26 protein-coding genes are annotated in these 26,854 nt (G+C 69.5%); 4 read left to right on the forward strand and 22 right to left on the reverse strand.

Features of this window, described 5'->3' with window-relative positions:
• Positions 1–103 precede the first annotated feature (103 nt).
• The 20 genes from fxlM (HTV45_RS20060) to HTV45_RS20155 form a co-directional block, all read right to left on the reverse strand.
• A complete protein-coding gene (fxlM, locus tag HTV45_RS20060; RefSeq protein WP_308309716.1) occupies positions 104–1,129 on the reverse strand; it encodes a methyltransferase, FxLD system in 1,026 nt (341 codons plus the stop codon).
• Between the two features lie 107 nt (positions 1,130–1,236).
• Positions 1,237–2,361, reverse strand: coding sequence for a hypothetical protein (locus HTV45_RS20065; RefSeq protein ID WP_215207196.1), 1,125 nt, complete (start codon positions 2,359–2,361; stop codon positions 1,237–1,239).
• A gap of 1 nt (position 2,362) precedes the next feature.
• Positions 2,363–4,453, reverse strand: a complete 2,091-nt coding sequence (gene fxlM / locus HTV45_RS20070; protein WP_215207197.1) for a methyltransferase, FxLD system — start codon at positions 4,451–4,453, stop codon at positions 2,363–2,365.
• 18 nt (positions 4,454–4,471) lie between these two features.
• Positions 4,472–5,731 (reverse strand): lanthionine synthetase C family protein, encoded by a 1,260-nt coding sequence (locus HTV45_RS20075; protein WP_215207198.1) that lies wholly within the window; start codon positions 5,729–5,731, stop codon positions 4,472–4,474.
• A complete protein-coding gene (locus HTV45_RS20080; protein ID WP_215207199.1) occupies positions 5,718–8,816 on the reverse strand; it encodes a lantibiotic dehydratase in 3,099 nt (1,032 codons plus the stop codon). The genes HTV45_RS20075 and HTV45_RS20080 overlap by 14 nt, the downstream gene beginning before the upstream one ends.
• A gap of 146 nt (positions 8,817–8,962) precedes the next feature.
• Positions 8,963–9,142 (reverse strand): FxLD family lanthipeptide, encoded by a 180-nt coding sequence (locus HTV45_RS20085; protein ID WP_054100455.1) that lies wholly within the window; start codon positions 9,140–9,142, stop codon positions 8,963–8,965.
• Positions 9,143–9,179: 37 nt separating this feature from the next.
• Entirely contained in the window at positions 9,180–9,311 is a 132-nt protein-coding gene (locus HTV45_RS20090) for an FxLD family lanthipeptide (RefSeq protein ID WP_011031314.1), read from the reverse strand.
• Positions 9,312–9,417: 106 nt separating this feature from the next.
• The gene (locus tag HTV45_RS20095; protein ID WP_215207200.1) at positions 9,418–9,597 is read right to left on the reverse strand and encodes an FxLD family lanthipeptide; all 180 of its coding nucleotides are present in this window, start codon (positions 9,595–9,597) and stop codon (positions 9,418–9,420) included.
• A 202-nt stretch (positions 9,598–9,799) separates the two neighbouring features.
• Positions 9,800–10,267 (reverse strand): DUF6082 family protein, encoded by a 468-nt coding sequence (locus HTV45_RS20100; protein WP_215207201.1) that lies wholly within the window; start codon positions 10,265–10,267, stop codon positions 9,800–9,802.
• A 74-nt stretch (positions 10,268–10,341) separates the two neighbouring features.
• Positions 10,342–10,917, reverse strand: coding sequence for a DUF6624 domain-containing protein (locus HTV45_RS20105; protein ID WP_215207202.1), 576 nt, complete (start codon positions 10,915–10,917; stop codon positions 10,342–10,344).
• Entirely contained in the window at positions 10,914–11,474 is a 561-nt protein-coding gene (locus HTV45_RS20110; protein ID WP_251692447.1) for a hypothetical protein, read from the reverse strand. Before HTV45_RS20110 ends, HTV45_RS20105 begins: the two co-directional genes overlap by 4 nt.
• A gap of 89 nt (positions 11,475–11,563) precedes the next feature.
• On the reverse strand, positions 11,564–12,037 hold the full coding sequence (locus tag HTV45_RS20115; RefSeq protein WP_215207204.1) for a LuxR C-terminal-related transcriptional regulator: 474 nt from the start codon (positions 12,035–12,037) through the stop codon (positions 11,564–11,566).
• A 192-nt stretch (positions 12,038–12,229) separates the two neighbouring features.
• On the reverse strand, positions 12,230–13,483 hold the full coding sequence (locus tag HTV45_RS20120) for an acyl-CoA dehydrogenase family protein (RefSeq protein WP_215207205.1): 1,254 nt from the start codon (positions 13,481–13,483) through the stop codon (positions 12,230–12,232).
• A gap of 84 nt (positions 13,484–13,567) precedes the next feature.
• Positions 13,568–14,209 carry a GAF domain-containing protein gene (locus tag HTV45_RS20125; protein ID WP_215207206.1) on the reverse strand — a complete coding sequence of 214 codons (642 nt, stop codon included), beginning with the start codon at positions 14,207–14,209 and terminating at the stop codon, positions 13,568–13,570.
• The gene (locus tag HTV45_RS20130) at positions 14,209–14,832 is read right to left on the reverse strand and encodes an ATP/GTP-binding protein (RefSeq protein WP_215207207.1); all 624 of its coding nucleotides are present in this window, start codon (positions 14,830–14,832) and stop codon (positions 14,209–14,211) included. The genes HTV45_RS20125 and HTV45_RS20130 overlap by 1 nt, the downstream gene beginning before the upstream one ends.
• 7 nt (positions 14,833–14,839) lie before the next feature.
• Positions 14,840–15,247 (reverse strand): DUF742 domain-containing protein, encoded by a 408-nt coding sequence (locus HTV45_RS20135; protein WP_215207208.1) that lies wholly within the window; start codon positions 15,245–15,247, stop codon positions 14,840–14,842.
• Positions 15,244–15,759, reverse strand: coding sequence for a roadblock/LC7 domain-containing protein (locus tag HTV45_RS20140; protein ID WP_215207209.1), 516 nt, complete (start codon positions 15,757–15,759; stop codon positions 15,244–15,246). The genes HTV45_RS20135 and HTV45_RS20140 overlap by 4 nt, the downstream gene beginning before the upstream one ends.
• A gap of 66 nt (positions 15,760–15,825) precedes the next feature.
• A complete protein-coding gene (locus HTV45_RS20145; RefSeq protein ID WP_215207210.1) occupies positions 15,826–17,343 on the reverse strand; it encodes an ATP-binding protein in 1,518 nt (505 codons plus the stop codon).
• 26 nt (positions 17,344–17,369) lie between these two features.
• On the reverse strand, positions 17,370–19,271 hold the full coding sequence (locus HTV45_RS20150) for a glycoside hydrolase family 15 protein (protein WP_215207211.1): 1,902 nt from the start codon (positions 19,269–19,271) through the stop codon (positions 17,370–17,372).
• Positions 19,272–19,505: 234 nt separating this feature from the next.
• Complete coding sequence (locus HTV45_RS20155) at positions 19,506–19,991, reverse strand: DUF6415 family natural product biosynthesis protein (protein ID WP_251692448.1); 486 nt, start codon at positions 19,989–19,991, stop codon at positions 19,506–19,508.
• A 189-nt stretch (positions 19,992–20,180) separates the two neighbouring features.
• Between HTV45_RS20155 and HTV45_RS20160 the strand changes: the two genes are divergently transcribed.
• Positions 20,181–21,569 carry a Tat pathway signal protein gene (locus HTV45_RS20160; RefSeq protein WP_215207212.1) on the forward strand — a complete coding sequence of 463 codons (1,389 nt, stop codon included), beginning with the start codon at positions 20,181–20,183 and terminating at the stop codon, positions 21,567–21,569.
• A 72-nt stretch (positions 21,570–21,641) separates the two neighbouring features.
• Positions 21,642–22,124 (forward strand): SAM-dependent methyltransferase, encoded by a 483-nt coding sequence (locus HTV45_RS20165; RefSeq protein ID WP_215207276.1) that lies wholly within the window; start codon positions 21,642–21,644, stop codon positions 22,122–22,124.
• A 194-nt stretch (positions 22,125–22,318) separates the two neighbouring features.
• Here the strand turns inward: HTV45_RS20165 and HTV45_RS20170 are convergent, their stop codons facing one another.
• Complete coding sequence (locus tag HTV45_RS20170; RefSeq protein WP_215207213.1) at positions 22,319–22,855, reverse strand: ATP-binding protein; 537 nt, start codon at positions 22,853–22,855, stop codon at positions 22,319–22,321.
• A 233-nt stretch (positions 22,856–23,088) separates the two neighbouring features.
• Between HTV45_RS20170 and HTV45_RS20175 the strand changes: the two genes are divergently transcribed.
• On the forward strand, positions 23,089–24,549 hold the full coding sequence (locus HTV45_RS20175) for a helix-turn-helix domain-containing protein (RefSeq protein WP_251692449.1): 1,461 nt from the start codon (positions 23,089–23,091) through the stop codon (positions 24,547–24,549).
• On the forward strand, positions 24,546–25,262 hold the full coding sequence (locus HTV45_RS20180) for an HAD hydrolase-like protein (RefSeq protein ID WP_308309717.1): 717 nt from the start codon (positions 24,546–24,548) through the stop codon (positions 25,260–25,262). Before HTV45_RS20175 ends, HTV45_RS20180 begins: the two co-directional genes overlap by 4 nt.
• A gap of 321 nt (positions 25,263–25,583) precedes the next feature.
• Here the strand turns inward: HTV45_RS20180 and HTV45_RS20185 are convergent, their stop codons facing one another.
• Positions 25,584–26,741, reverse strand: coding sequence for a hypothetical protein (locus HTV45_RS20185; protein ID WP_215207214.1), 1,158 nt, complete (start codon positions 26,739–26,741; stop codon positions 25,584–25,586).
• Positions 26,742–26,854: the final 113 nt, after the last annotated feature.

The raw sequence follows: 26,854 nt of genomic DNA on the forward strand, positions 1-26,854 counted from the left end.
CGGGCCGACGTCTTTTGTTACGTCGAGGTCGAGTACAACCGCAGTCGGCTCCGTCGGCACCCCGACTACGGCTACGTCACCCCGCTCGAAACGAGATCCCTGCTCAGGCAGAACCTCGCCCCGGCGGCGTAAACACCCGCTGTCCAGCACGCGGGGGGAACTTCAAGTACGCGAGCGATCCGGCGTCGAGGGCTGCCATGGAGCCCCACCCGAAGTGCGGGGTGAACCCGGAGCGCTGGCCCGGCAGGCGGGAGAGGCCATTGGGCAGCACGCAGGCCAGGTACAGGTACAGCCACTCCCACGCGGAGCCCTGGCGGAACTTCACCCCGGTGTAGATCTTGGTCTGCTGCTGGTCGAGGACGGTACGCAGGGCGTCGCGGTCGACGTCCTGCTCGCTGAACGTCTCCAGGCGCACGTTGCCCTCGCCGGCCATCGGCACGAGGGTGTAGACGTCGTCGCAGACGCCCTTACGCAGCGGGATGAAGGTGGCCATCTCGCAGGAGACGGTCTTCCACGTCTCCCCATCGCGTTCGAAGGCGAAGAAGCGGGAGACGCTGCCGCGGATGCGCATCGGCAGAACCAGGCGTCCGCCGGGGGCGAGCTGGTCGAGGATCTTCACGGGGACGTCGCCTGCGCCGACGGTGAAGATGATCCGGTCGTAGGGGGCGTGCTCAGGCAGGCCGGCCGCGCCGTCGGCCATCACCGCGGTGGCGTTGTCGACGCCCGCCTCGGCGAGGTGCTTGCTCGCGCCGGCGACGAGGTCCTGGTCGACGTCGAGCGTCCACACCTGCCCGCCGGGGGAGACGATCTTGCCGAGGAGGGCGGCGTTGTAGCCGGTGGCGGCTCCGGCTTCCAGGACCTTGTGACCGGGCTGGGCACCGAGCTGTTCGAGCTGGGTGGCGACGATGGACGGAGCGGAGATGCAGGAGATCATCTCCCCGTACTCGTCGTGCTTGATCGGGACCGCGTCCTCCTTGTACGCGCTCTCCAGGCCGACGCCGGGCAGGAAGGCGTGCCGGTCGGTGGTGCGGAAGGCATCGATGGCCGCCTGGCTGTGCAGGTGGCCGCTGTCGAGGAGCCGCTTGGCCAGGGCCTCGTCCGGGTTGGTGGGGGCGGTACTGGCTGTCACAGTGATCTCCATTCGGGAGGCTAGGGACCCAGGGGCGGACCTGCGGGTAGACACGCCAACTACTTCGGTGTGCAGGCGACGTAACGCCAAGGGGCTCGCCGTCGCGGTCAAGAGTCGAGGTTTTGCGACGAGCCGGGGCTGGCTCGACGGGTGACGTGGCGCTCCCAGACATCCACCGAGACGGACGCAGCACCCAGCAGGGCCTGTACCAGGGGCTCAGGGATGTGCCCCTGGCCGAGGCCGGCTGAGGCGACGGCGGCGGAAAGCGTACGGTGCTCGCCGTGGCTCAGCGCTTCGCGGCACACAGGGTGGGCCAGGACGTCCCGTGCGACGTACCCGTCTGTCTGCGTCATCGCTTCGCAAGTGAGACGGCGCATTGCTTCGGCCTGTCGGGTCTTTGGGGAGAGGTCGAGCACGACTAGTCCCACACGAGAGCGGAAGACGGCAAGTTCGGGAGCCGAGTCGAGGGCCAAGTAGTGCTGCACCATCTTGTCGATCGGCTCGACCGGGTGCTCGTCGGCTGCCCTATGGCAAAGGGCGGTGAGCGCTGCCGCGACGGAGTGCTCCCATGGCTCCACCAGGGTGCTCGTGTGCAGGAACGTCAGCGCATCGCTGGGCTGCTCGCTGAGGCAGCGGACGAGCACTTCCACTTGACGCCCGTCGAAGAGGCGCTGACCTACGCCCCTGTGCTGCCTGCTGTGCGCCCGTGCGCGGTCCCATTCACCTGCTGCGACCAGGGCACGGGTTCCGTCGCCGAGGAGGACGGTCCACAGCCACTGGCACACTTGTTCATGGTCGGCTGCCGACGTCGTGAGGTGCTGCAACGACGTGGCGCGGCCGTCGATGACCGCTTCCGTCTTCGATCTGACTGCTCGGTTCAGGGAGTCGAGCAGGTGGTACGCGCCGTGCCCGTCGCCGTCGCGGATGCGCAACCGGGCCAGGTTGACCAGGGGTTCCAGGGCGTACCGGGCTTCCTGCGCGCCCAGGGGTTGGGCGTGCAGGACGGCCTCGGCGTGATGCCAGCACAGAGTGCGCGCCAGGTCCGGCATGCCGCAGTCGCTTGCGATCAGCGCCGCCTTGTTCAGGGCGACGGTCGCGGAGGTCACGTTGCCGTCGCGCTCGGCGGCGGCTGCGAGGTCGGTGATCTCGCGGACCCGTTCAGCGAGGGGCGGGCACGCTGGACGTGGACGGGCAACGAGCGGGAACCGCTTCGCTATCTGGCTGACGTCCATGTCACTGCCATTCGATGACGATGCGGTTCAGCGGGTTGTCGAAGGCGAAGCGGCCGGGCTTCGGCGCGAGCGGGGCCGCGTCGAGCGGCTGGATCTCGAATCCGACGTCGAGCGCTCGGAAGTCCTGGTCCCAGGTGCGGATCTGGTCCGCGACGTCCGAGGCGAGGGCTTTGGCGTCGGTGCCGTGGCCGATGACCCCGAACTCGTACAGGGTGGCGCCGTCGGGGGCCTTCTTCGCGTACGGGCGCCGGGTGAGGTAGGTGAGGGTGCCGTCCTCGAAGACCGCGGTCGAGGACGGGTAGGGCGCGGTGACCAGGCCCTTCTCGATGGCCTCGTTCTTGGCGGGCATCCGGCTCAGGCCGTTGGGCATGGCGCAGGTGAGCCACAGCTCAAGGTACTCCGCCGACTCCGGGCCGCGGAAGGTGACGTCCGTCCACGCCTCGGTGCGCGGCTGGCGGAAGATGTCGCTGAGGGCGTCGGCGTCGACCTTCTGGTCTCCGTTGGTGACGAGGGTGACGGTGTGGTCGGGATCCAGGGGGACGAAGAGGCGCGGGTCGTCTGCGATGCCCCTGCGCAGCGGCATGAACGTGTTCATCTGGCTGCCGACGCTGCGCCAGGCTCCGTCCTGGTTCTCGAAGGCGATCGAGCGGGAGACGCTGCCGCGCAGGCGTAGTGGCGTGAGGAGCCGTCCGCCGGGGGCGAGCTGGTCGAGCCAGGCGTGTGGAACGCCGTGGGCGCCGACGGTGGCTTCGATCCGGTCGTACGGCGCGTTGGGGGAGTGGCCGACTGCTCCGTCTCCGAGGATCACTTCGACGTTGTGGATGTCGGCGGCGGCCAGTCCGCCGCGCGCTCCGTCCACGATGTCCGCGTCCACGTCGATCGTGGTGACGTGTCCCGTCTCGCCGACGAGGTAGCCGAGGAGTCCGGCGTTGAAGCCGGTGCCGGCCCCCAGCTCCAGGATCTTCTGGCCGGGCTGGACGTCGAGCTGTTCCAGCATCATGGCGACGATGTCGGGCTGGGAGGCGCAGCTGATGGAGCGGCCGGATCCGTCGAACTTTGTGTCGACGGGGGCGTTGCCGTACGCCTTTTCCAGGGGGGCGTTCGGGACGAAGAGGTGGCGGGGTACGGTCCGCATGGCCTCCTCCACCCGTGGCGTGCGCACACACCCCGTCTCGACCAGATGGTCGATCAACTGGGAGCGCAGACGGTCGGCGGAAGGGGCTTCGATGGTGTCACTGTTCACCCCGTTGACCGTAGTGCTCGCCGCCCCCTCAGCTTGGGTGGATGCGGTTTTGTCGCTCGTTCCCATGACTACCTCTTTCGCTAGTGTTGACAAGGTGTGCTGGTCCTGGGCGGGGAGGCCCAGGCGGTTGAAGTGGAAGATGCCGTGGTGGGCGATCACGGCCCTCAGTCCTCGTTCCAGGCGGCCCTGGCGGTTGAGGTCGGCGAGCTGCTGGCCGAACCACTCGAAGGTGGCTATCCACTCGGTCAGCGGCGCGAGTCGGCCCTGGGTGACGCTGCGGCTGGTGGTGCTGACGTCGACGGTCATCAACCGGTGGACAGCGGCCCGGTGCCGTTGCGGACTGCAGACCTCGTTGCCGGGGCGCTCGGCCGCGATCTTCGCCCAGACGTCGCCCTGCTCGTACCAGTCGAGTCCCGCCGCGCGCATCGCCACGCTGAGCAGGAGTACCGCCAGCTCGCGGCGGCCGAGCTGGGGGCCGCTGGCAGCCTGCTGGCGGGTTGCCTCATCCAGCAGGTGACGGCTGTCGTAGTGGAACAGTGTGTGCGCGATCTTCATGGCAGCCGGTCCGCCGAAGGCGGCTTCTTCCGGTTCGTAGATGCCGGCCGTCCAGGAGGCGAGGACACCGGCGTCGACCAGCTCGTCCAGGGCAGCGTCCAGGGCCTTCGCGGAGTCCGGGCCCGCGGCCCGGTACCGCAGCCGCCACCAGGGGTACTTCCGCAGGAAGGACCACTGGGCCAGTTCAGATTCCTGGTCGGTCAGCACCGGGAGCAGATGCTCCACGGCGGTGGCCTCCGCGCGGCTCCAATCGGTGAACCGGATGAGGCGTTGTGGCCATTCGTCCGCAGCCATGTTTCCTCTTCTCTTCGTCTAGTTGGTCAGGAAGCAGGTGTCCCACCCGGACGCGGACGGCGTTCCGGTGTGGAAGGAGTGCAGCGCGAGGGCGGCGCCGGCGGCACCTTCGAGGAGTCCGATGTCGCCGCCGCCGGGAGGGTTGATCAGGGAGTCCGCCAGGGTGCCGGGCGGGGCGTCGGTCATCGGGGCCAGGAGCCGGGGCAGGCATGCGGTGAGGCCGGGTGTGAGGGCATCGTCGGCAGCGAGTTGCGTGATGTGTGCCAGACCCGCGAAGCCGTGGCACAGGGAGACGTCCACGGTCGCGTCGAGTTGTCCCGGGTCGGTTATGGCACGCAGGAGGGCGAATTCGGCGGCGTGTCGGCGCGCCGGGTCCTTGAGGGCGAGGGCGGCGAGCTGCTGAGCGCGGGCGAATCCGGCGGTGCCGTAGCACCAGGACGGCCGGGAGGGTCCGGGGCCGGTCGTGCCGGAGCGTAGCTGCTCGCGGGTGATCCAGTACGGCCACCACGGGCCGGCGGGGCCGTCCTGCTGCCAGCGGTCGAGCCAGGCCAGGATGCGGGTAATCGCGTCGAGGTGGCCGGCGACGGGGACGCCGCGGCGGGCCGCGAGGGCGAGCAGGGCGAGGGGGCCGCCGATGCCGTGGGCGACGCCGTTGTTGGCGTGCCCTTCTGGATACTCCGGGGAGATCGTGCCGGAGGGGGCGAGGTGGCTCCACCAGCCGGGCAGAAGTTCCCCGTCGTGCTTGACCGGCTCGGTCAGACGGACCAGGTAGGTCAGGATCTCGCGGAGGACGTCGGTGTGGATGTCGCGGTGCAGTAGGAGCCCGCCCATCCCGCTCAGGCCCCGGATTGCGTCGAACTCCGCCAGCGCGGGCATCTCGCCGCGGTCCATGCGCGCGTGGGCGTCCGCGAGTCGGTCCCGGATCGCCGTCGTGACGTACCGGTCGAGGGTGTCCAGGGCGCGGGTGTATCGGCCGGGGCGGTCGGCGGCGGCGTGCAGGGCGAAGGCGAGCGCGGGCGCCCCGTAGTAGAGGTGGCTGTCCGGGCCGCCGACGGCGGGTTTTGCTGCGGCGCAGGCGAGCCAGTCGTGGGCGCGCTGCCACGGCCCCAGGTCGGTGCGGGCCCGCTCGATGTGTAGCAGCGCGACACCGGCCGCACCGTGCGCAAGCGACTGCGGCCACCAGCCCTGACGGTGATGCAGCCCCCGTACATCCTGCGGCGAGGCGAGCCGCTCGGCGATCGTGTCGGCGGCGGCCCGCGCGCTTTCACGCAAGTTCATGGTGATCTCCTCGGTGAGTCCAGGCCATTGCGGCGGCGTGAGCCAGCCGTACGCACACCCGCTCGTCGTCCTTGTCGATCCCGACGGCGCGGATGTGGTGGGCGTGCAGCAACGAGTCGAGAACGAGGTCCGGGTCGATACCCCCGGACGCGTCCAGCTTCTGCCGGTAGCGGGCCAGGGCCTCGTCACGCTCGCTCCAAGCGCTGGCGATGGCCTTGCCGCCGGGGGCCGTGCGTAGGGCCGCCCAGCCGTCGGCCGGATTAGCCAGGTGCACCGCCTGACCGCGCACGGTCCGGTCCAGGGGGCGAGGGTCGGTGATCCGGCCGTGGGCGATCAGCCAGGCCATGCCGGCCACGGTGCCGCCGGTGAAGGCGGCGGCGACGGAGACGAAGTTCGCGGCGGCGAGGACCTGTCGGTGCGGGCGGGTGCTCTGGGCGAACTGGACGGCCAGGGCTCGGGAGTCGGCGGCGAAGACATCCTCGGCCAGGCTCATCAGCGGCCCGGCGCCCCACCGGCCGGTCTCCGGGTAGGAGGTCGCGAACTGCATGTCGGCGAGGAGCCCGGCACGGCGCAAGCCGTTCGCCCAGGCACTCACGCGCTGCGCGGTGAGCGCGAAGTCCTGCTCGCTGGGGACTGCGATGCGCAAGCGCAGGTGGCAACGGGGGTCGCGGTAGCGCATGTACCACCAGGTCGGCGGCTCGTCCCACTGGACGAGTAGCGCGGGAAGGTGGTCGGCAAGGATTTCGGGCTGCCGTTCGACGTGCCCGTACAGCTTGACCAGTAGCCAGGATGCGGCGCCCGGAAGGTGCCCGTGGTCTCGGGTGACGAGCTGGTCGGCGGTGACGGGTGGGACGGTCGGCCACTTCGGTGGTTGGACGGCCGTCATCGGGGCGATGATCTCGTGGGCCCGTCCGTCGAACCAGCCTTCGTCGGATTCCGCTTCCGTCAAGATCGCCGATTCGTGGGTGTCCAGGTGGGTGCGCAGCAGCACGAGGTGTGCGCGCTCGGAGAGGTCCAGCGGCAGGAGCTGGTCGCCCTCGGCCAGCGCGACTTCGTCTGGAACTCGGCGGCGTGCGCGCCACTCGTCGGCCGCCTTGTGCCACACCTCCCAGGAGGCGCGGCGGTCGGGCAGCTCCGACCGGTCCAGTCGCCACCTCGCCGGAGAGAGGATCGCGCGGCCGTAGCGCACGCGCGGCAGGTACGGCAGGGCTGTGGCGGACGCCCAGGGGAAGACGGTCAGGACAGCGGTCTGGGAGCGGCTGATCTCGGTGAGGAAGCGCGCGAGCGGCGGCGTGTGGCCTCGCAGGTCCAGCGCGTGCAGCGTCATGGGGTCCAGTAGGCACGCCCGTGAGCGGGAGACGAGGTAGAGCCTGCGGCGGTCGCAGCCCACAGCGAGGTCGTCGAGCGTGATCGTGCGCGCATCCACCTCACGGTGCTCCGCCAGGCTGATGACGGCCGCCAGGAGTTCGGCAACGCGGGTGACGTTGGTGTCGCCCCGGTCGAGTGGAGCGAAGGAGACCTGCGTGGGCACCGAGCCGGGCGTGTTGACCGGCAGCTCCTTCAGCAAGGCGCCTACGCGGGCCTGATCGTCTGGTGCGAGCAGCCCCAGGCTGCGGCCGATCGTGGTGCCGATCCCGCGGGAAGGGGCGATGCCGTGAAGAACGAAGTCCCCACTCTCCAGAGCCTCTTGCGAAGTGGCACGGATTCGAAAGCGCAGCTCCGTGTGGGCCGGTACCTGCGGGGCGTGTCGGTCTCCGACCGTCAAGGTGCGGATCAGGTCCTCGTCCAGGCTGATCTCGTCGCGGCCGTCGAGGACGGCCGCCTGGGCGAGGGCCAGCAGCCGCTGTTCACGGGAGGTCAGGGCCTCACCCTGCTCAGGTTCCGCATCGCGGTATCCGGCCGGGAACCCGAGGCCGACGTCCGGATCCACCAGGTCCCGGACCGGGACCAGCGAGTTGATGCCGTACCGCTCGAAAAACCGGTTGTGGAAGTCCTTCCACGCCGGAGTGCCGAAGGGGTAGGCACTCAGCCGGGCCAGCACCGTGGCGGCCTCCTCCGCCTCGCGGGCAACCTGCGGGGGCAGAGTGAGGGAGCAGTCCATGCGCAGGTCCAGCGTGAACGGCTGAGCCTTGACGCTACTCAAGGCGGTCATCTTCTGGCGTAAAGCGGTACGCAGGTGCCGGCCGTCCACCGGGGCCAGAACCTGGTTGTGCCGGGCGATGGCGTCGCGGACCGTCCGCAGGTCGGCCACGAGGCCCGTGGCCGATGGGGCGGCGGCTGCTTCGGCCTGCTTGATCAGGTGACCCAGGGCGTCGAGGGCGGCAGAGGGCGCGTGCAGGCTGCTGATGAGCACACCGCGTTCGACGAGGCTGCTGACGAGCCCTTCCACCCGGTCAGCGGGAACGTTGGGGAACTCGCTCCTCATCAGTGCGACCACCGCATGGACGGGGACGGGCGAGGCGGCGGCGTCAACGGCGATACGTACGGCGCCGGTGTACCGGAGGGACACTTCGGCCGCCGGGCTGCCGTCGGTGCGGCGTGAGCGGGGCGGGTAGGGCACGATCAGCCGATCGCCCCGTACGAAGATGGTGTTGTTGGCCATCACATGCAGGTGCCGCAGGATTTCAGGATCTGCTTCCAGGCGGGCGACCAGGTCCGCGATCCAGTCGCCGTCGGCACGGATGACGGGCCGGTGCCACTCACCCCAGGACCATCCCGGCCGCTCCCCGAACGAGGCGGGCGCGATGCCGGCGAACAGACCGCTCGGGGTCGCCCGGCCCGTCATACGCAGCAGGTACCGCATGACCGACACCACTGCGCGGCGCAACTGACGGGTCTCGGGACTGGCCACCGAGCACAGAGTCTGAACCTGCTTCGCGAGCAGAGGGCTGGCCTGCTCGATGGAGTCGGCGGCCTCGGACAGCGACCAGACGTCGCGCAGCCACGTCTGCCACCGCACCTCACGGTCCGGGGCCTCGTCAGTGAGGTCCGGCCATGCGGGAAGCGGCAGCCTCGAGTAACGGGCGGCGCGCACCAGCGCAGCGTCCGCGCATCGGTACAGCGGGCCGTCCTTCCGGGAACCCATACACCCTCCCTGGTTGTGGTGTGTTGGGGTGGGTGCCAGCCCGCGCGGTGCCAGCCCGCGCGGTGCCAGCCCGCGCGGTGCCAGCCCGCGCGGTGCCAGCCCGCGCGGCGCAAGGCCGCGCGGGCTGGCAGATCGAAGCGCCGAGGTCAGGCCACGTTGGTGGCGCAGGACCCCTGGCAGCTCGGCTTGCAGCCGTCGTCCGTCAGGTTGATCACCGTGGCGGAGCCGTCGCCGGACTCCAGGACGCTGATGTCCAGGTCGAACGCGTCACCGCCCGCCGTGGCGGCCGGGGACTGCGCCTGGCCCTTGATCGTGTTCGCGTTCATGCGGGTTTCTCCCTACTCGTCGTGCGGTGGAAGATGATCAGGCCACGTTGGTGGCGCACGGGCTGGAGCAGGTGCTGCCGCAGCCGTCGTCGGTGAGGTTGATCAGCGTGGCGGAGCCGTCGTCGGACTCCAGGACGCTGATGTCGAGGTCGAATTCGTCGTTCTGCATGTGGTGATTCCTCCGTTGTCGTGTGCGGCTCCGATCAAGCCGCAAGGGACGTGCCGCGTGGGCGGCGCCGGCACGACATGGGCGTCGTGCCGGTGGTCTGGTGCGGTCAGGAGCCGCTGGAGATGCAGGCGTTGCCACCGCATGTCGAGCCGCAGCCGCCGTCGGAGGCGATACTCGCCCCGACCGTGCCACCCGATTCGATGACGCTGATGTCGAGGTCGAACGGGTCCTGCGCGGCAGAGGCCGAGGCGGTCATCACGCGCTGGTCGGTCACCCTGGGAGTCACGGGAATCCTCCTGATCGGTGTGGTGGGACACTTCATTTCGGTGTGTTGCTGTACGGCCGGCTCTGTCCGACGGGCGGCAGCTGTGCGGCCTGCGCCAGTCGGGCCTCCTCGGCCACCTCGCCAGACACGAGAACTGCTGTCCGGCTGAGGAGTTGGGGACGGACACGGAGTCCGAAAAGGGTGACGGGACCGAGATACGCCGTCAGGCTGCCGCGGGCTGCGCCTGCGGATGGTTCTTCGCGGCCTGGTCCAGTACGCGGGTGAAGTGCTCGGCCCGCTCGTCGCCCTCGGCCTCCTGGGTCCGGAGGTCGCCGAAGCGCTGCCAGTAGCGCCGGCAGACATCGCTGCTCATGACCATCGCGGCATAGAACGGCAGCTGCCCGTCGCGGACGCGGCCGAGGCAGTGTCGGAGGCTGAGGGCGCAGATGAGTCGGTTGGCCGACATGAGCTGCATGTACTCCTCGGCCTTCATGTCCTCGGGCTTCCACAGCTCGGCGAGGTCGGCGTTGGTGCACACCCGGTTCAGCCAGTCGAGCTGGTTGCCCGCTAGGAGCGCCTCGTGCCGCTCGGTCTGGTGCCGTGCGTTCTGCCTGAGCCGGGCGGCTCCGACCACGGCGGTCGTGAGGGACAGGGCAGCACCGGCAGCGAGGACGGCGGTGGGGAGCTTCATCGGTTAACAACCCTTTCACAGAGCGGATGTGCGGCATGAAGGCCGAATGGTCAGGACCACGGTGTTCCGCTTCTTCACGCGGCCTCCGCAAGGACGACGCTTGGGACTTCATAGGCAGTGCCGTTAGGCATGTACCGGCGGCGCACCGTCTCCAGTGCGACAGCGATCGGCGGCAGACTGACCGTGGCCCTCCGTTTGTCGACGGACTCCGGCGCGCGCAGTGGGCACAGCTCGATGCGGTCGGCGCGCAGCAGGAGCTGCGTGCCGTACTCCTGGTTGCGCCTGCTGGTGGTGAGGGCACGGTCGTGCAGGTGTGCCCAGTGCTGGACTGGGGCGTCGTCGGCCTGGACTGCCCGGCCCAGCAGGGTGGCGGCGGCGCGCAGGAAGGCGGGGTCGTCGTCGCTGTGCAGAGCGATGCTCCAGGCAGCGCGGGCCGCTTCGGAGTCGACGAGGTGGTGGCCGGGCCAGTCGTGTTCGGCCAGGATGCGGCGCAGCACGTTGGTGTTGGCGTGGTCGGTGTGTCGGCCTTGGCCGAGTTGGACGGCGTCGAGCTGGTTGCGCACGCGTTTGGCCCGGTGCGCGGCCGATTCCGTGGCGCGGGCGATCAGCTCGCGGGCGAGGTCGGGCCGCTGTGGTTCTTCGGTTGTCACGTGCTGCTCCGATCTTCCACGGCAAGATGAGGAGCGTGGGTTTGGCAGCTGATCAGTGTGCTGAGTCGGGGGCGGTGCTCGGCGGTCAGTTCGAGGCGGGCGACTCGGTCACCCTCTCGTCCTCCTGGGCCGGAACCGCGTACATCCCAGCCCATGTCCGTGAGCCGACGCAGCAGGGCGGCGATGGGTTCGGCTTGGAGGGCGTGGCGGGCCAGGATTTCGGCTCGTACGAGCGGGAGGCTCTGCCGGGCGGCGAGGTCGGAGGCCCACAGGGCGATCAGTCGGGTGATGTCGTCGGGTTGGCCGGGCAGGGTGTGCAGGCGTCCCAGACGGAGGCAGGGGCCTTCGCCCCAGCTGAGTCCGGGATCGTGCGCGGGGACCATGCAGGCGAGCAGCTTTCCGTCCTCGAACAGACCGGCCGAGTTCGTGTGGGGGTCGCGGAACAGAGCTGGCACGTCGGCTTGAGCGGGTACGGGGAGGCCACACAGGGTGAGCCAGCGCTGCCGGTCCTGCACGAGAGCAGCGGCTTCCGCGCGCTCGGCGTCCGTACGTAACATGCGCACCGCGTAAACGGCGCCCGGGTGCTCTGACGCGAACGAGGTAGCAGCCGGAGGCTCCTCGCGGGCCAGGGGAGTGGGGGGCCTGCTCACTGGCTTGCTCCGCTCCGCGCTGTCGGGTCGGTGGGCAGCAGCTTCCAGCCGTGGGCCAGAACCACCAGGTGGGTGGTGTCCCGCGCACCCGTGTCGGCGAGGAGCTGGTCGAGTGCGGCGCGCTGGTCGGCGGGGGCGAGCTTCGCGGCGACGGCGATGTCACGGGGGTCGCTGTGCTCGGTGACGGCTCGGAGCAGCAGCAGCTGAGCCGGGCTGAGCGTCGGTGCCGACCTGTCCGCCGTGGGGGAGGCCACCTGCTGGGTGGTGAACAGGCGGTGCACGATCACCGGGGGCTTGCAGCGGGGCGGGCAGTGGAGGCTCTCGCGGATGTCGCGGATGTACTGGCGGACGGTCACGGCCGACAGGCTGGTCTCTGCCGCAATCTCCTTGGCTGTGAGGCCGTTTGCGAGGTGCTGTGCGGCGCGCTGCAGGGTCGGCGTCAGGGGTGTGATCGGTGTGCTGGTCGTCACGGGCGGGGTCACGGTGTCTCTTCCGGATGCGTGGATGGTTACTGGGAGGGGTGCCGCCGGTCCCCGCGGGGGACGGGGGCCGGCGGCACGGGGCGCTCGGTCACGCGTCGGCACGTNGGGGGGGGGGGGGGGGGGGGGCGCCACGGGCCCGTGCGCGGCGGTGGGGATTCACGGGGTGCCGCGCACGGGGGCTTATGCGGCGGTCGGGTCGGGGCGTGCCCAGGCGGCTTCGGCGGCGAGGTGCTCGGACCACTGGATGTGGTTTTCGTCGAAGGCTGCGTCGGCCAGGCGTATGCGCTGGACTTCGCCGGTTCCGGCCGGTGGGTAGGTGTGCTGGATGTCGCGCCACAGACGCTGGAGGACGTAGTCGCGGTCGAGGGCGTGGGCGCCGTGCAGTTCCATGGCGTCCTGCGTGGACTGCATGGCCCACTGGTGGCCGAGGTACTTGGCGTTGATCAGGTCGGCGTCGCAGGGCAGGCCCTGGTCGAGGAGGTGCACGGCCTGGTAGGTGAGTATCCGGCCGGCGCGTAGGCGGGCCTCCATGCCGCCGACGCGGTCCCGCAGGACGGGCAGGTCGGACAGGGCGCCCTGGTAGCGGGGACGGGTCTTGAGCCGGGCGGTGGTGGTGTCCACGACGGCTTCGTGGATGCCGAGGCTGACGGCGGCCAGGTTGGGGCGGCCGTAGAGGATGCTGCTGCTCTGGGCCACGGCCAGTCCCTGGCCGACCTCGCCGACCACGTTGTCGTCGGGGACGCGGACGTGATCGAGGTCGAGGCGGCCGGCGGAGAAGCCGTGCAGGCCGAGGCCGCCACGGTGGTCGAGGACGGAAAGTCCGGGGCGGTTGGCTTCGACCATGAACGCGGTCAGCGCCTGAGAGGTGCTCACTCCGGCCGTGGCGGTGCGGGCGACGACGAGGTGGGCTCCGGCGAGGTGACTGTTGCCGATATGGATCTTGCTGCCGGTGATCACCCACTCGTTGCCGGCGCGTTCGGCGGTGGTTTCGATGCCGCCGATGTGTCCGCCGGCGAGCGGTTCGGTCACGGCGATCGACAGCAGCAGGGAACCGTCCGCGACCCTGGGCAGCCAACGGCCCTTCTGCTCGTAGGTGGCGAAGTGCAGCAGGGCGCCCACGGGAATCAAGGTGGCCTGCAGGATGCTTGCGGCAGCCGCCGAGACCCGCGCGATGCGGTGGACCAAGACGGTCTTGGCCACGTGTCCGGCGCCCAGCCCGCCGAAGACGGCCGGGACGGTGACGGCGAACCAGCCCCGGGCAGCCATCAGGCCGGCGACCTTGCGCTCCACCCTGCCCGGAGCGGCCTCCATCCGCGCGACGCGCGGCGCGACGTGATCGGCCGCGAAGACGTCCGCCTCCTGCCACAGCAGATCGTGGCGGGCGGTGAGGTAGGGACGCAGCGCCGGTGGAGGCGTGGTGGGTGTGGCGGACATGGTCTCCCTCTCCCTGGATGAAGGTCGCAACGCGGAGCGGCCGGGGATCGCCTACGGCTCCCGGGTGGGGGGTTGTGGAACGGCCTAGCGGACGGGGGCGCGGGCGATGTGGTCCATCACCTGCGCACTGGCGTTGATGACGATGTCCCGCAGACGGCGGGCCTCAGACAAGGGCCGCTTCTCGGGGTCGATGACGCACATCGTGCCCAGCACCGTGCCGCTGTCGTGGATGAGCGGTGCACCGAAGTAGGAGCGGATCCCGACGGCGTCGACCACCGCGTTGCCGCTGAAGCGCGGGCTGGCGTGCACGTCGTGCAGTGGGAGGGCCTTCTTGCGGGCCATGACCTCCGGGCACCAGCCGTGGTCGCGGCTCATGGTGCGGCCGACGATCACGAACCCGCTGTCCGCGGGCGGCTGGTGCAGTCCGACGAAGGTCTGCTCCTCCAGGAACAGGTTGACGAACCCGTACAGGAACCCGGCCTGTGTGGCCATGTCGCGGGCCATGTCGTCGAAGTCCTCGTTGGCCACCGGGGGCACGCCCAAGCGGTTGAGCAGCTCGTAACGCTGCGCCAGCTCCAGCGACTGCTGGGGCGGCTGACTGGTGAGGGCAGTGGCGGGCGGGGTGAACGGGCCGCGCGTGGCGTCCCGCATGTCGCGTCGCGGCAAGGACCGTGCGGGCGGGGCGGCCTGCGGCGTGCGGTAGGGGTCGCTGGGGTGCTGTGACATCAGGCGTCCTGAAGGGAGGTGGAAGGGGCGTGACCAGCGCGGCTCGTGGCGGCGTTGTTCACGGCGTGGTCGACGAGGGTCAGCAGAACGCCGGCGACGTGATTCGGGTCGCGGGCGTCGCAGGTGACCACCGGCACGGCGGAGGGGAGTTCGAGAGCGGTGCGGACCTGCTCGGGGTGGTAGCGGTGTGCGCCGTCGAACTGATTGACGGCGACGACGAAGGGCAGGCGGATGTCTTCGAAGAAGCTGACGGGGGTGAAGCTGCTCTCCAGACGGCGGGTATCGACCAGGACGACCGCGCCGACGGCACCGCGGGAAAGGTCGTACCAGAGATCGACGAACCGGTCCTGGCCCGGCGTGCCGAACAGGAAGAGCTCCAGGGGCGTCGGCGCGTCGGGCAGGCTCAGGCGGCCGAAGTCGAAGGCGACCGTGGTGGTGGTCTTCGCCTCGATGCCCGCCAGGCTGTCGACGTCCGCGCTCGCCTCCGTCAGATACTCCTCCGTGCTCAGCGGCGTGATCTCGCTGACGGCGCCCACGGCGGTGGTCTTGCCCGCGCCGAAGCCCCCGGCGATCACGATCTTCAGCACGGTCGGGGCACCGGCCTGCGGGTGCGCCGAAACCATGGTCGGGTCATCCGGCCTGGGGATAAGCGACGGCATCAGGCCACTTCCTCTTCAAGCCCGCTGAAAGGGCTGCCAGCAGTTGGGTAGACGGGCCAGACCCTGTGCCGGTATCGGCATAGGACTGGGTCAGGGGGACGACGAGGGCATCGGCATCCAGGAGGTCGGAGACGAGCACTTTGACGGCGGTGACGGGCCGACCGAGTCGGCCCGCCAGCTCGACCACCGACCGTCGGCGCTCCCGGCACAGGGCGAGGATCTCCTCGCACTCCTCGGCCTGCGCCGGGCCGGGCCTTCCCGATCCCGCCTCCAGCACGGTTTCCAGGCCGAGCAGGTGCCGCGGCTTGGTACGCCCGCGCGTGAGGGTGTAGGTCCGCACGAACGCCGACTCCTCGACCGCGCGGCCGTACGTGCTCACCGGACCTCTCCGCCCGTGCCGACGCGGACGGGGATCAGCATGTACGGGGCGAACTTCGCCACGAGCCGCCCCATCTCGAAGCCGACGGTGCCCGCGTCGGCGTCCCTGGTGGCGATGACGGCGAGGATCGTGTCCACCTCACCGCGCTCGTTACCGGGGTGGTTGTCGAAGGCCGCGCTGCGCCCAGCGCTCTGGACGAAGAACAGGCAGTCGTCTCGCTCGATGATGACCTGCCGGGCCGGCCTCTTCTTGTGGCTGGGGCCGGTGATGTTCGCCGCGAGGGAGGCAACCCCGCTGAAGGCGGCCGACAGTTCGTCCGCCCAGTCCTTGTCGACGTCGCTGTCCAGCAGCCGCAGTCCGTCGCGCGAGAGCAGGACGGCGTGCGTGACGCCCGGCGTCTCGGAGGCGAACTGACGCAGCAGCCAAGCCATGCTGTCCCGCTGTCCGCTTGTCGTCGTCGCAGATGCAGGCGTGCCGTCGGTCACGTTGTTCATCGCGGGGTGGGTGCTCACGGGGATCGCTCCAGAAGGGGGAAGGGCCAGTGGATGTACCGGCCGCCGGGAACGCGGAAGGACAGGTCAGGGGGTGGGGTGTTCTGCTGAGGCGGGAGGGGGGCTGGCGGTGCCGCCGGCCTGGAGGCCGCTGCGGAAGGCGGCTGCCAGCCCGGGCGTCGCTGCGGACACGGGGGCTTGCTCCCGCTCCTGTGGTGGACGGAAAGTTCCCGTCCGGAGTGTGCGCGTCGGCAGAGCGGGCGCGTCAGCCGACTGCCCTGCCTCTGCGGTCGGCGCCCCAGCGGCGCCCGGACGTGCGGCTTGACCCGTCCCCGGGGCGGCAGGAGCCGCGGCCACCTGCTGCGGCTGCCGCCCGGACATGCGAGCTTCTTCGGGCGGCAGCGCGCCCGCATCCTCGACCAATGGAATTGCTACCAGGAGCCGTGCCGGTATGACGACCAGGGCGGTGGTGCCTCCAGTCGCGTTCTCCTGCAGGAGGACGGACAGCCCGTGTGACTGGGCGATCTTCGCGGCGACCAGCAGGCCGAGCTGTCCAGCCCGGACCTGGCCGCTGACGTCGACCTCGTCCGGGGCTTTGAGCAGGTGGTTCATCTGTGCCCGCGTCTGCGGGTGCATGGGGATGGCCCGGTCCTCGACCTCGATGGCCAACCCGTGTGGCACCCGCTGCGCGCGCACCATCACCCGCGTCGCCGGATTCGAGCACTCGCAGGCGTTCTCGATCAGCTCGGCCAGCAGGTGCGTCAGGTCCGGACCCACATGGCCGGGAAAACCCAGCTCGGCACCCACGGATCCTGCCGCGACGGCCACCCGCGGATACTGCACGACCTCGGAGACAGCGCCACGCAGGGCCGTCGTGACGGGAACGGGCCGGCGCACACTGCGCAGGGACTGTCCGCCCAGCACCGCCGTACTCTCTACCTGGCGGCGCATCCGCGTCACGAGGTGATCAATCTCGAAGATCTTGGCCAGCAGCTCCGGGTCATCGGTCAACATCTCCAGCTCGCTCAGGGCCTGGAGTGCCTTGCCGACCAGGGCGTGCTCCCGCATGGCCAGGCGGCGAAGCACCTCCAGGAGGACGACCGACTGGGACTCGTCGTGCACGCGGATCAGCGACATGATGGCCTGCGCCTGGAGGGCACTCAGCGCGTTGTCGATCCCGGCGATCGGAGTGGACGACTGCGCGGTGTGTGGGTCGGGCAAGGGTGGACGTTTTCCGCGGCACAGCTCGTCCGCCGACCACTGCACCGACTTCTCGACAGCTGCCGCTCCTCCTGCGACCGCGTTCAGCACTGCCGCCTGGGAATCCACCACTGCCGACTGCACGACGCCGGCGATGGTGCGCGCTCCGCGTGCCGCCACCGCGACGGTCCCCGCCAGTCCGAAGGCCAGGCTGGCCAGGACCCAGCCGGGGCCTACGACGGACCCCGACCGGAGAGCGAAAGCGGCGAGCAGCAGCGCGGCAAGGAGCACCAGGGGCAGTGCCACGGCGCGACGGGCGAGGTACAGCGTGTTCGCGTCGACCGGGGGCCGCCGTCTGCGGTGGCCGGTAGCGGCCGGCCGTGCCGGGAAGGCGCTGTCAGACATGGGAATCCTTGTCAGGGGTGGGGTGGCTATGCGTGCTGCGGCGTCAGGTCGGCGGTGGACTGGCGCGTGCTGCAGGAGGTTGAGCGGGGTGCTGGAACCGCGACCGCGCCGCGGCGGCGGGAGGACTGCATCACCATCTGCTGAAGGAGCAGGGCGCTTTGGACCAGGCCCATGTGGCTGAACGCCTGCGGGAAGTTCCCGAGCTGGCGCTGCTGGACGGGGTCGTACTCCTCCGCCAGGAGCCCGAGGTCGTTGCGCAGAGCCAGGAGGCGTTCGAACAAGGCGCGCGCCTCGTCGAGGCGGCCGGTCAGGGCGAGGCCGTCGACGAGCCAGAAGTTGCACAGGAAGAAGGCGCCCTCGTCGCCGGTCAAGCCGTCCACCCCGACGTCCTCACCGCAGGTCGGGTACCGGTACACGAGCCCGTTGGCCGTGGAAAGTTCACGACAGACCGCATCCACGGTACCGATGACGCGCGGGTCGTCGGGCGGCAGGAAGCCGGTGCGGGGGATGAGTAACGTGGCAGCGTCCAGTTCCTGCGAGCCGTAGGACTGGGTGAAGGTGTTGCGCACCGGGTCGAAGCCCTTGTCACAGACCTCTCTGTGGATCGCCGCTCGCACCTCGACCAGCGGGGCCACGTCGATGTTGAGGGCGCCGGCTTCGGCCAGGCGGATGGTGCGGTCGACCGCCACCCAGGCCATCACCTTGGAATGGACGAAGTGCCGGCGGGCCCCGCGGATCTCCCAGATGCCCTCGTCGGGCTCCCGCCAGCGCTGGACGAGGTGCTCGATGAGTCGCTGGTGCAGGCTCGCGGTGTCGGAGCAGTGGGCGACTCCGCTCTGGTGCGCGAAGTACAGGGTGTCGATGACCTCGCCGTACACGTCAAGCTGGAGCTGGTCCGCAGCCCCGTTTCCGACCCGTACTGGGGCCGAGCCCTCGTACCCGGGAAGCCAGGGAAGCTCCCGCTCCCGCAGGTCACGCTGTCCGGTGATCCCGTACATGATCTGCAGGTTCTCCGGGTCGCCGGCCACGGCGCGCAGGAGCCAGCGCCGCCAGTCCTGTGCCTCCTGCCGGTACCCGGTCCCCAGCAGCGCGGCAAGCGTCGTGGCGGCGTCGCGCAGCCACGTGAAGCGGTAGTCCCAGTTCCGGTCGCCGCCGATCTCCTCCGGCAGCGACGTGGTCGGCGCCGCGACGATCCCGCCGCTCGGCCCGTAGGTCATGGCCTTCAGCGTGATCGAGGACCGGACCACGGCCTCGCGATAGGGCCCGTCGTAGGTGCACTCCTGCGTCCAGTCCTGCCAGAAGGCGAGCGTCTCGGCGAGGGCAGACTCGGGGACAGCGACGTCAGGGGCGGCTGCATGGGACGGGCACCAGCTGAGCACGAACGCCACGCTCTGGTCGGCGGTGATGGTGAAGGCGCTGACGACGACGCCGTCCTTCTCCATCTGCGGGACGCAGGTGTCGAGCCACAGAGCGTCCGCACCGGCCTCCGCGACCATGCGCCCACCGACCTCGTGGATCCATGGGCTGACGCTGCCGTACCCCGGTCGAGGACGCATGGCCGAGACCATGTCCACTTCGCCGGTCAGGCCCTCAGCGATCCGGATTACCTGCGGGGCCCCGTCGCGCGGCGGCATGAAATCCAGGACGCGGACCGAACCAGTCGGGGTACGCCACAGCGATTCGAGAACGAGGGAGTCACCGCGGTACCGGCGCTCACCCACTCTTTCGGAGCCTGATCGGCCCGCGGACGAGGCCGGTGCAATCTGCCAGGAGCCGTGCTTCTGCGTGCCGAGCAGACCGGCGAACACGGCCGGTGAGTCGAAGCGGGGCAGGCACAGCCAGTCCATCGAACCGTCGTCACAGACGTGGGCGCTGGTCTGCGTGTCGCCGATCAGGCCGTACTGCTCGATACGCGGAAGGCGTTTCATAGTGTGTGGATCTCCGTTAAGCCCTGTTGGTTTGGGGGCGTTATCGGGGCCGCCGAAGCGGCCGGGGACAGGCCGGGAGTCAAGGAGTCAGCGGTCACCGCGGGGACGCAGGCTCGCTCGGGGGTGGTGTAGAGGTCCTGTCTGCGGGATCGAGGCCAGTCGCACGAGTGCCTCGGCAAATCAGCCACGCCATCGGGACGAGGATCAGTCCGGTGAGGAGCGCTCCGGTGAGGGTCATGTCTGGGGCACCGAAGCGGCCCACACCAGGCAGGTGAGGGCGACGGCGAAGACCGCACCGCGCAGCACGTTGATCTGCGGCTTCCATCGGGCCAACCTCCGTGCCGGTCGCCTCGCTCCGACGTCGTCCAGCCGGATCTTCGCGATAAGTTCCTGCGTTGCCTCGGCGAGTCTGACGAGGTGCACCCGGCTGGGCAGATAGCCCTCCGGGAGCCCGTCCGAGCAGAGTTGCTGGGCACGGAGCAAAGCCGGCTCTTGCGAAGGCATCAGGGTTCCGAGCCGGTTGACGTGCCCTCGCAGCCGCAGAACGAGGTCCTCCACATCGGCGGCGGTCTCGGGCACCGGCGAGTCCTCGCCCAGCACGAGCGTCACCGTCTCCGTTGCGGACACCGCCTGGTCACGCCCGACACTCGGATCACCGAGGCTCCGGTCCTGACCACTGCGCTGGCGGAACGCCCGGCGAGGGGCCAGCGAGAGACGCATGACACAACTCCTATGTGAATCAAGCCAAGTTGAGTGAGAAACGCCGTGCACCACAGTCGGTCGGCGTGCATCGTGAGTGATCCGGCCGCTACGTTGAGCGAACCGCGAATCCCCGCTGGGGGGTATGCCTGCGCGGCCCGCAAGACCGTCAAAGTCGTCAAAGATCATTTCGGACCCGAGGGGCAGCCCATGGCCCGTGAGCGAAACGTCGCCCTCGCCGCACTCCTGCGCGAAGCGGGCTGGTCCCAGCCCCAAGCAGCCGCCGCGGTCGCTCGTGTCGCCGCGGAGAGCGGTGTTCGCGAACTGGAGGCCATTTCCCGCTCGCACATCGCCATGTGGGTCCAGGGCACCAAGCCCAGCGGACGAGCGCCTCTTATCCTGCGTGAGACGCTGTCCCGCAGGCTCAGCCGCCCCCTCACCCTCGCTGACCTCAGGCTGGAAGACGGACCGACAGGCTCGCCCGACAGCAGTTCCGACTGGAGCGTCGACCCTCTGACCGTGCTGGCCGAGCTGGGAAGCGACGACCTGGACATGCACCGACGCAAGCTGCTGGCGACCGCCGCGTACTCGGCCGCCGGTCTCACCCTGCCCGTCAGCTTGTGGTGGACAACCGCCCCAGCCGCGGCAGCATCGCGCCCAGCAGTCTCCCCACGGCTGGTAGCGCAGGCCGACATCGACGACGTCCGCAACCTGACCGCCTTCTACTCCGCACGGGACCAGCAGCGTGGTGGAGCCTCGGGGCGCTCTGCCCTGGCCGGCCACCTTCGCGACGAAGCGGTGCCACTGCTGGGCAGCAGGTTCCGAACGGAACGGCACCGCCGGGACACGTACTCGGCCGTGGCAGAGATGACCTACATCGCCGGCTGGATGGCGTTCGACGCATCCGAGCACCGCACCGCCCAGCGCTACCTCACCCTCGCCGCACGCATCGCGGCCGAAGCCGGAGACGGACCGTTGGGCGGCCACATCCTGCGCGCCCTCGCCCACCAAGCAGTCGACCTCGGACACCCACGAAGGGCCCTCGACCTGGCCGACGCCTCCATGGCCCGCACTCACTACGGCCAGGCCAGCTCGCGCGAGAAGGCCCTGCTCTCCATCGTTCACGCCCGTGCCCTGGCCGCCGACGGCGACAGGCCCGGCAGCCTCGCGGCCATCAGACGAGCAGAGCGGGACCTTGCCCGCGCCGACAACGAGGACGCCCCCGACCGCGTCGACTTCTTCCAGGAAGCCTCTCTCGCCCACGAAACTGCCTGCGCCCTGCGCGACCTGGGCAACCCCGTCGAGGCGGAGATCCATTTCCAGCGCAGCGTCCGTACCCGCCGTCGGCAGCAGTACGCCCGCACCCACAGCGTGACCCTCGGCTACCTGGGCGCCGTCCAGGTCCAGCAAGGACGTCTCGACGAGGCATGCGGTACCTGGGGACAAGCTCTCGACGCCATGGCCGGCGTCCAGTCCGGCCGCGCTCGCGACGTCATCGTCCGCATGCAGAGCGACCTGTCGCCCGTCCGGCAACGCGGAGGCCGCCACGTTGTTGAATTGGACCGCCGGGCACGGGAAATGCTGCGCGCCATAGGCTGACCACAGGGCAGGTATGCAGGTGCTGCCAGCGGTTGCTGCACACGCGACTTCATGGGAGAGGAACGAGCGCCGATGGCGACGTACGAGGTCGAATCGATCGCAACGGTCGTCGGGGGCCACACCCGCGTTCACGACGACTACCAGGGCGGGGTGGAGTCGATCATCCGACTGAACGACACCTTCCCGTTCGAAACGCTGCAGGGCATCGAGGAGTTCTCCCACCTCACGGTGACCTGGCGTTTCCACCTGGCGCGTGCCGAAGACGTGCAGCTCCACGCGCGCAGCCCAAGGGGAAACCCGATCTGGCCGGCGACCGGCACGTTTGTCCACCGCAACCACCGGCGCCCCAACCAACTGGCGATCAGCTATCCGCGACTGCTCAAGACGGACGGCCGGGACCTCGTCGTCACCGACCTGGACGCTGTGGACGGCACTCCTGTCCTCGACATAGCCCCGTACTTCCCGCAGATGGGGCCCCGAGGACCGGTGCATCAGCCAGCCTGGCCGGCCGAAATGCTTGCCACGTACTGGCTGGATGCCTCGGAGCGTCCGTAAGCAGTTCTGCCGTAGCGATTTGTCGCTCGCGGCAGCGCTCATGAGGGCCCCGCCCGCAGGGATGAGAAGGGTGCACCAAGCAGTCGGCCGCCCTCGCTGACGCTCCACTCTCCTAACAGGGCTTCGATCAAAGCCTCCGGCCGGTACCGACAGAACGGACCAGGCGGCTGTGCGAGCGCCAAGGCTGAGGAGGTTCACGATGTAGTCCCCTCACCGGGGACGTCCAGCTCCATCCAGACCGTCTTGCCCCCGCCCGGGCCCGGGCGGACTCCCCAGTTCACGGCCAACGCGTCGACCAGGAGCATGCCTCGGCCTCCCTCACGCTCGTCGCTCGGTGAGCTCTGGAAAGGCCGTATGCCGGAGGGGTCCTGCACTTCGGTCCGGAGACGTCCGCTGGAGTACGTGACCTTCACCGTGAACGCCTTCACCGCCTGGTGACGGCACCCGTGGGTCACTGCATTTGCCATCAGCTCATGGGTTCCCAGAACAACAGCGTCCGCGATGGCCTCCAGTCCCGTCAGCACCATTAACTCGCGAAGCTCGCGCCGGCCTCGCGAGACCGCGGCCACCTCCGCCGGGTACACCGCCACAATCTCGAAGGCACGCCTCCGATCCGAGATCGGCACGGATTCGACGGGGGGACTGGGATGGGGACCAACGAGGTTGTGAACCGCCACGTCAAGGACTTCGTCCGGCCGCTGAAGAGCGGCGTTGGAGGAATGCACGTTCATCAGCTCCCTTTCTCGGTCCCTGCCACCAGCGCAGTTGGATGCTGAGCGGCCGGTGCAGTGCCATGAGTTTGGAGCCGCGTCGGCTTCGAGGGCATCGCTGTGGTGATATCGCTGCAGCGATATCGATCTCCATCTAGCCTGGTTCTCACGGCTGAGGCGAGCTGGATCGCGATGAGATGAGAGCCGAGGTGACCATGTCAGGGGGATCAGGGCGCACGTGTGTGCGGTGCGGGTTGCCGATCAGCCGGTACAACCCGGATACCTGCTGTTCTACCTGCGCCCGGACCGATGCGACACCGACGATCCCGGACCGGGCCTGGCGCGACGAGGAAGTACACAGGGCCCTTGCGGCCTGGGATTTCGGAACGGTCGTACGTCTGGTCCGCCGCCGCTCCGGGCTTTCGCAGAAGGCCGTACGGGAACTGACCGGACTCACTCAGGGCTTCATCTCAGACCTGGAGCGCGGCCTCAAACAGGTCAACGGCCGCGAGACGATCATCGACATTCTGACCGGACTCGGGCTTCCCACCGACCTTCGCCCGCTCCTCCTGGCCCCCTTCGCACAGGCCGGATCGCAGCGACTTGTCGAGGTCATCGACCCGGCTCTGCCCTGGACGTCGGCTCGTATGGTGACGTCACTGGAAGCAGTCGTCGGAGGAGCCATGAACGGATTGAACCGTCGCAGCGTGATCGCCCTGGGCGGGGCCAGCCTCACGCAGTACATCCTGCAAGCAGCCATCGCCCCTCCCGAGGCCGTCGCCTCCACCGCCCGGAACGGAATCAGAGTCTCCGACCAGCTCCTCACCAGCCTGCAATCCACCACCGACGCTCTGCGCCAGGCCGACGCCAGCCATGGCAGCGGTAACCTCGCCCGAGCCGCCACAGCGCACCTCAAGGTTCTCCTCCGGTTTCTAAATGAAGGGGACTTCAACGAGGCGACCGGGAGGCGCCTCGCAGCGGTGACCGCGGACACTGCCATCCAGACCGGCTGGTACCACTTCGACAGCGGCGCCCACACCGCTGCCCACAACCTCCTCCTCGGAGCCTTGCGGGCCGCCCATGCCAGTGGCGACAGCAGGCTCCGGGCTGGGGCACTGTCCTTCATCGCCATCCACGGCTACTCCGCCGGCGACCCCCGCGACGCGGTCAGCGCCGCACGCGCCGCCCGCCAGGTCATCGCCGACCAGGACGCGCCCGCCCTGCACGCCATGCTCCTCACCCGCCAAGCTCGCGGACACGCCCGCCTACGCGAAGACCGTCAGGCCCGCACTGCCCTGGAAGAGGCACAGGCCCTGTGCGCCCGCGGACGACGAGAGGACGACCCTCACTGGCTCTACTGGATCAACCCGGGTGAGATCATGGGCCAGACAGGCAGCTGCTTGCTCGACCTCGGCCGCCCCGACCAGGCCGCCCAGGCATTCGCCGACGCCCGCAATGCCTTCAGCCCGGACGAGATCCGCACCCGCGCCCAGTTCCTCTCCCGCGCCGCCACCGCCCAGATGCGTGCCGGTGACGTCGACGCCGGGTCTGCCACCGGACACGAAGTCCTCGCTCTCGTCTCCGGAGTTTGCTCCGCACGCTTGGACGACAACCTGGACACGATGCTCGCCGAAGCCCGCCGCTACTCCTCGGCGGCTCCCACCCAGGAGCTCTTGGAACGCGGTCAGGCCGTCATGGAAGAACGCGCCGCATGAAGCGCATGGCCCTGGTCTTGTGGGACATCGACCGCACTCTCCTCTACACCGGTGACATCGACCGGCGCGTCTACAAGGAGAGCTTCACAAGCGTCGTCGGCCGTTCCCCCACAGCCCTGCCGGCCCGGGGAACCGGAGTCACTATGCCCCTGGCTGTCCGTGAACTTCTGCGCGTCAACCAGGTTCCCGAACAGGACGTGGAGACGTTCGCAGCGCGCATCGTCGACGAACTTCCCAAACGCCTCGCCGGTCACCGGGAGCTGCTGGTCAACGACGGGGTCATCATGCCGGGCGCCGTGGACGCGCTCGCCGCCGTCCAGCAGGCGGAGCACCTGATCCCAACCGTCGTCACCGGAAACCTACGGGGCAGCGCCGAGACCAAGCTGTCCGAGCTGGGCCTGATCGGCTACCTCGACACCACCATCGGCGGCTACGCGTCCGACGACCCTCACCGCCCGGCTCTCGTATGCATCGCACAAGACCGGGCAGCCGCCAAGTATGGAGGCCCGTTCAACTGCGACAACACAGTGATCGTGGGTGACTCCCTGGAGGACGTGCGCACCGGCCTGGAAGGGGGCGCCAGGGTGATCGCGGTCGCCTCGGGAACCACCACCGAACAGCAACTCCGCGCCGCAGGTGCACAACACGTTCTGGCCGACCTCACCTCCGCCACCACCCTCCTCCGCCTAATGGACCCGAGTGAGGCTCCGTAGAGAGGGCCGGGCACCGTCACGGGTCGCCCCAGGGTTCTGGGGGTGGCGTAACATCCGCGATGTCGATGAGCCGGTAACTCCCGTGCGTTGACCGCTTTGTCTGGCCAGCAGGCTGGCAGACGGGGAACTTCCGCGGAGACCGTGAACGCGATACGCGCCAGGGTCCGACGAGACGGAGTATGGCGACCACGCCGACGACGGCCGGGCCCACGGCGTCGAAGGCTCTCAGCGGTTACCCGACCGCGCGAAATTAAGCCCAAGTAGCGAGTGGAGCAGGGCTCACGAGGCGGCGGTCCACGCTGTCTCGCCGCCTCGGCCGACTCATGGTGTCCACAGCGGTGAATCCCGATGCGGCGTCGACGAGTCGGCCAGCAGCGACGTCACACCCCCGGGAACGTTGAGCTGCCCCAGAGCCCAGTCGAGAGTAGTAGCCTCGCCATCGCACATTCTGGCTATCAGACTGGTCTGGTCGGGCAGAAGGATTCGCCGAGGAATCACGATCGTCTCGCGGACCCTGTCGAGGGGCAGCCCCCGTCGGAAGCCCTGCGCGGCGGGACGGGGTGCGTCCTCATCCGGGGGGAGCGGCAGGCGTCGACGGGCCGCGTTCGAGACGATGATCCCGGCGACGTGTACGTACTCCTCGAGGAGTGGCCCGAGCAGCTCTGCTAGCGCGTCGGTCTTGGCAGCGAGCGACATCCCAGCGAAGGGTGTCGGGAAGTGGAAGAGACCGCTGTGGTCCTCCACCCAGATCCACGCGGTCCCCGCTCCCTGTGTCTTGGCGCACTTGTCGCACACCTTGCTGAGGAGGCGCCTGCCCTGGTCGCTCTCCACGGTGTCTCCGGTCACGGTGGTGCCCTGGGGAGCCGTACCGGGGTGCACGGTCAACCGCCTCCCGGCGCTGCTGAGGACGTCGACCGCGGCCCCCGATGCCGCGCACTGTTGGGCGGCCTCCTCGGTCCGCTTTTTCCAGGTCTCGAAGTCGTCGTTGAGACGTTCGGGCAGATCGCCTTCCCAGTAGATGGTGCAGTCCCGGTCCAGGGCGAGAAGGTGGCGCTGGCAGTTCTGGCGGAACCTCTCGTAGTCCTGGAACTTTTGGTCCTCGGCGAAGGTGACGACCTCGATGAAGGCCGGACCGATACGAACGTCGCCAGGGCCGCCGCTGGCTTTCGCCGGTTCTAGCCGGACCGGGAGTCCGCGGGTCGCCCCCATGAGTGCGAGCCGGGCCTGCGTCTGAGTGTGCAGGAACCGGGACAGGGTGACGTCGCAGCGGGCATCGCGCCTGACCGAGGCAAGGCCGGGCACCCCGGCAGCCTGCAGATAGGCGTACGTGGCCCACCACCGCACCGCCTCCACCCACGCTCCCGGCGCAGCTCCGTTGAAGATCTGAAGTACCGGGGCGGCTTTGCCCAGGCCGACGAAGGTGTCACTGGCCCGACCCTGGTCGATTGCCCGCCATATCTCTTCGTCCCGAGGGTGCATGCCCGACATCATGGTGGATCGGTAGACGAGGACGTGGGGATTTTCCAGAGCGGGTCACCCTTCCCGGCCCGCTTTGCACCAGCCCTTCGTCCGGTGCCCACATCACAGCAACA

This window comes from Streptomyces sp. CHD11, assembly GCF_018638295.1.
Taxonomy (GTDB): Bacteria; Actinomycetota; Actinomycetes; order Streptomycetales; family Streptomycetaceae; genus Streptomyces.

Excerpts from the sequence above, each read along its gene's own strand:
- HTV45_RS20110 (WP_251692447.1), bottom strand. The coding sequence starts at position 11,474 with ATGTTACGTACGGACGCCGAGCGCGCGGAAGCCGCTGCTCTCGTGCAG.
- HTV45_RS20085 (WP_054100455.1), bottom strand. The coding sequence starts at position 9,142 with ATGAACGCGAACACGATCAAGGGCCAGGCGCAGTCCCCGGCCGCCACG.
- HTV45_RS20130 (WP_215207207.1), bottom strand. The coding sequence starts at position 14,832 with ATGGTTTCGGCGCACCCGCAGGCCGGTGCCCCGACCGTGCTGAAGATC.
- HTV45_RS20125 (WP_215207206.1), bottom strand. The coding sequence starts at position 14,209 with ATGTCACAGCACCCCAGCGACCCCTACCGCACGCCGCAGGCCGCCCCG.
- HTV45_RS20065 (WP_215207196.1), bottom strand. The coding sequence starts at position 2,361 with ATGGACGTCAGCCAGATAGCGAAGCGGTTCCCGCTCGTTGCCCGTCCA.
- HTV45_RS20165 (WP_215207276.1), top strand. The coding sequence starts at position 21,642 with ATGGCGACGTACGAGGTCGAATCGATCGCAACGGTCGTCGGGGGCCAC.
- HTV45_RS20075 (WP_215207198.1), bottom strand. The coding sequence starts at position 5,731 with ATGAACTTGCGTGAAAGCGCGCGGGCCGCCGCCGACACGATCGCCGAG.
- fxlM (WP_215207197.1), bottom strand. The coding sequence starts at position 4,453 with ATGGCTGCGGACGAATGGCCACAACGCCTCATCCGGTTCACCGATTGG.
- HTV45_RS20155 (WP_251692448.1), bottom strand. The coding sequence starts at position 19,991 with ATGCGTCTCTCGCTGGCCCCTCGCCGGGCGTTCCGCCAGCGCAGTGGT.
- HTV45_RS20080 (WP_215207199.1), bottom strand. The coding sequence starts at position 8,816 with ATGGGTTCCCGGAAGGACGGCCCGCTGTACCGATGCGCGGACGCTGCG.
- HTV45_RS20100 (WP_215207201.1), bottom strand. The coding sequence starts at position 10,267 with ATGAAGCTCCCCACCGCCGTCCTCGCTGCCGGTGCTGCCCTGTCCCTC.
- HTV45_RS20185 (WP_215207214.1), bottom strand. The coding sequence starts at position 26,741 with ATGCACCCTCGGGACGAAGAGATATGGCGGGCAATCGACCAGGGTCGG.
- HTV45_RS20120 (WP_215207205.1), bottom strand. The coding sequence starts at position 13,483 with ATGTCCGCCACACCCACCACGCCTCCACCGGCGCTGCGTCCCTACCTC.
- HTV45_RS20160 (WP_215207212.1), top strand. The coding sequence starts at position 20,181 with ATGGCCCGTGAGCGAAACGTCGCCCTCGCCGCACTCCTGCGCGAAGCG.
- HTV45_RS20150 (WP_215207211.1), bottom strand. The coding sequence starts at position 19,271 with ATGAAACGCCTTCCGCGTATCGAGCAGTACGGCCTGATCGGCGACACG.
- HTV45_RS20170 (WP_215207213.1), bottom strand. The coding sequence starts at position 22,855 with ATGAACGTGCATTCCTCCAACGCCGCTCTTCAGCGGCCGGACGAAGTC.
- HTV45_RS20090 (WP_011031314.1), bottom strand. The coding sequence starts at position 9,311 with ATGCAGAACGACGAATTCGACCTCGACATCAGCGTCCTGGAGTCCGAC.
- HTV45_RS20180 (WP_308309717.1), top strand. The coding sequence starts at position 24,546 with ATGAAGCGCATGGCCCTGGTCTTGTGGGACATCGACCGCACTCTCCTC.
- HTV45_RS20145 (WP_215207210.1), bottom strand. The coding sequence starts at position 17,343 with ATGTCTGACAGCGCCTTCCCGGCACGGCCGGCCGCTACCGGCCACCGC.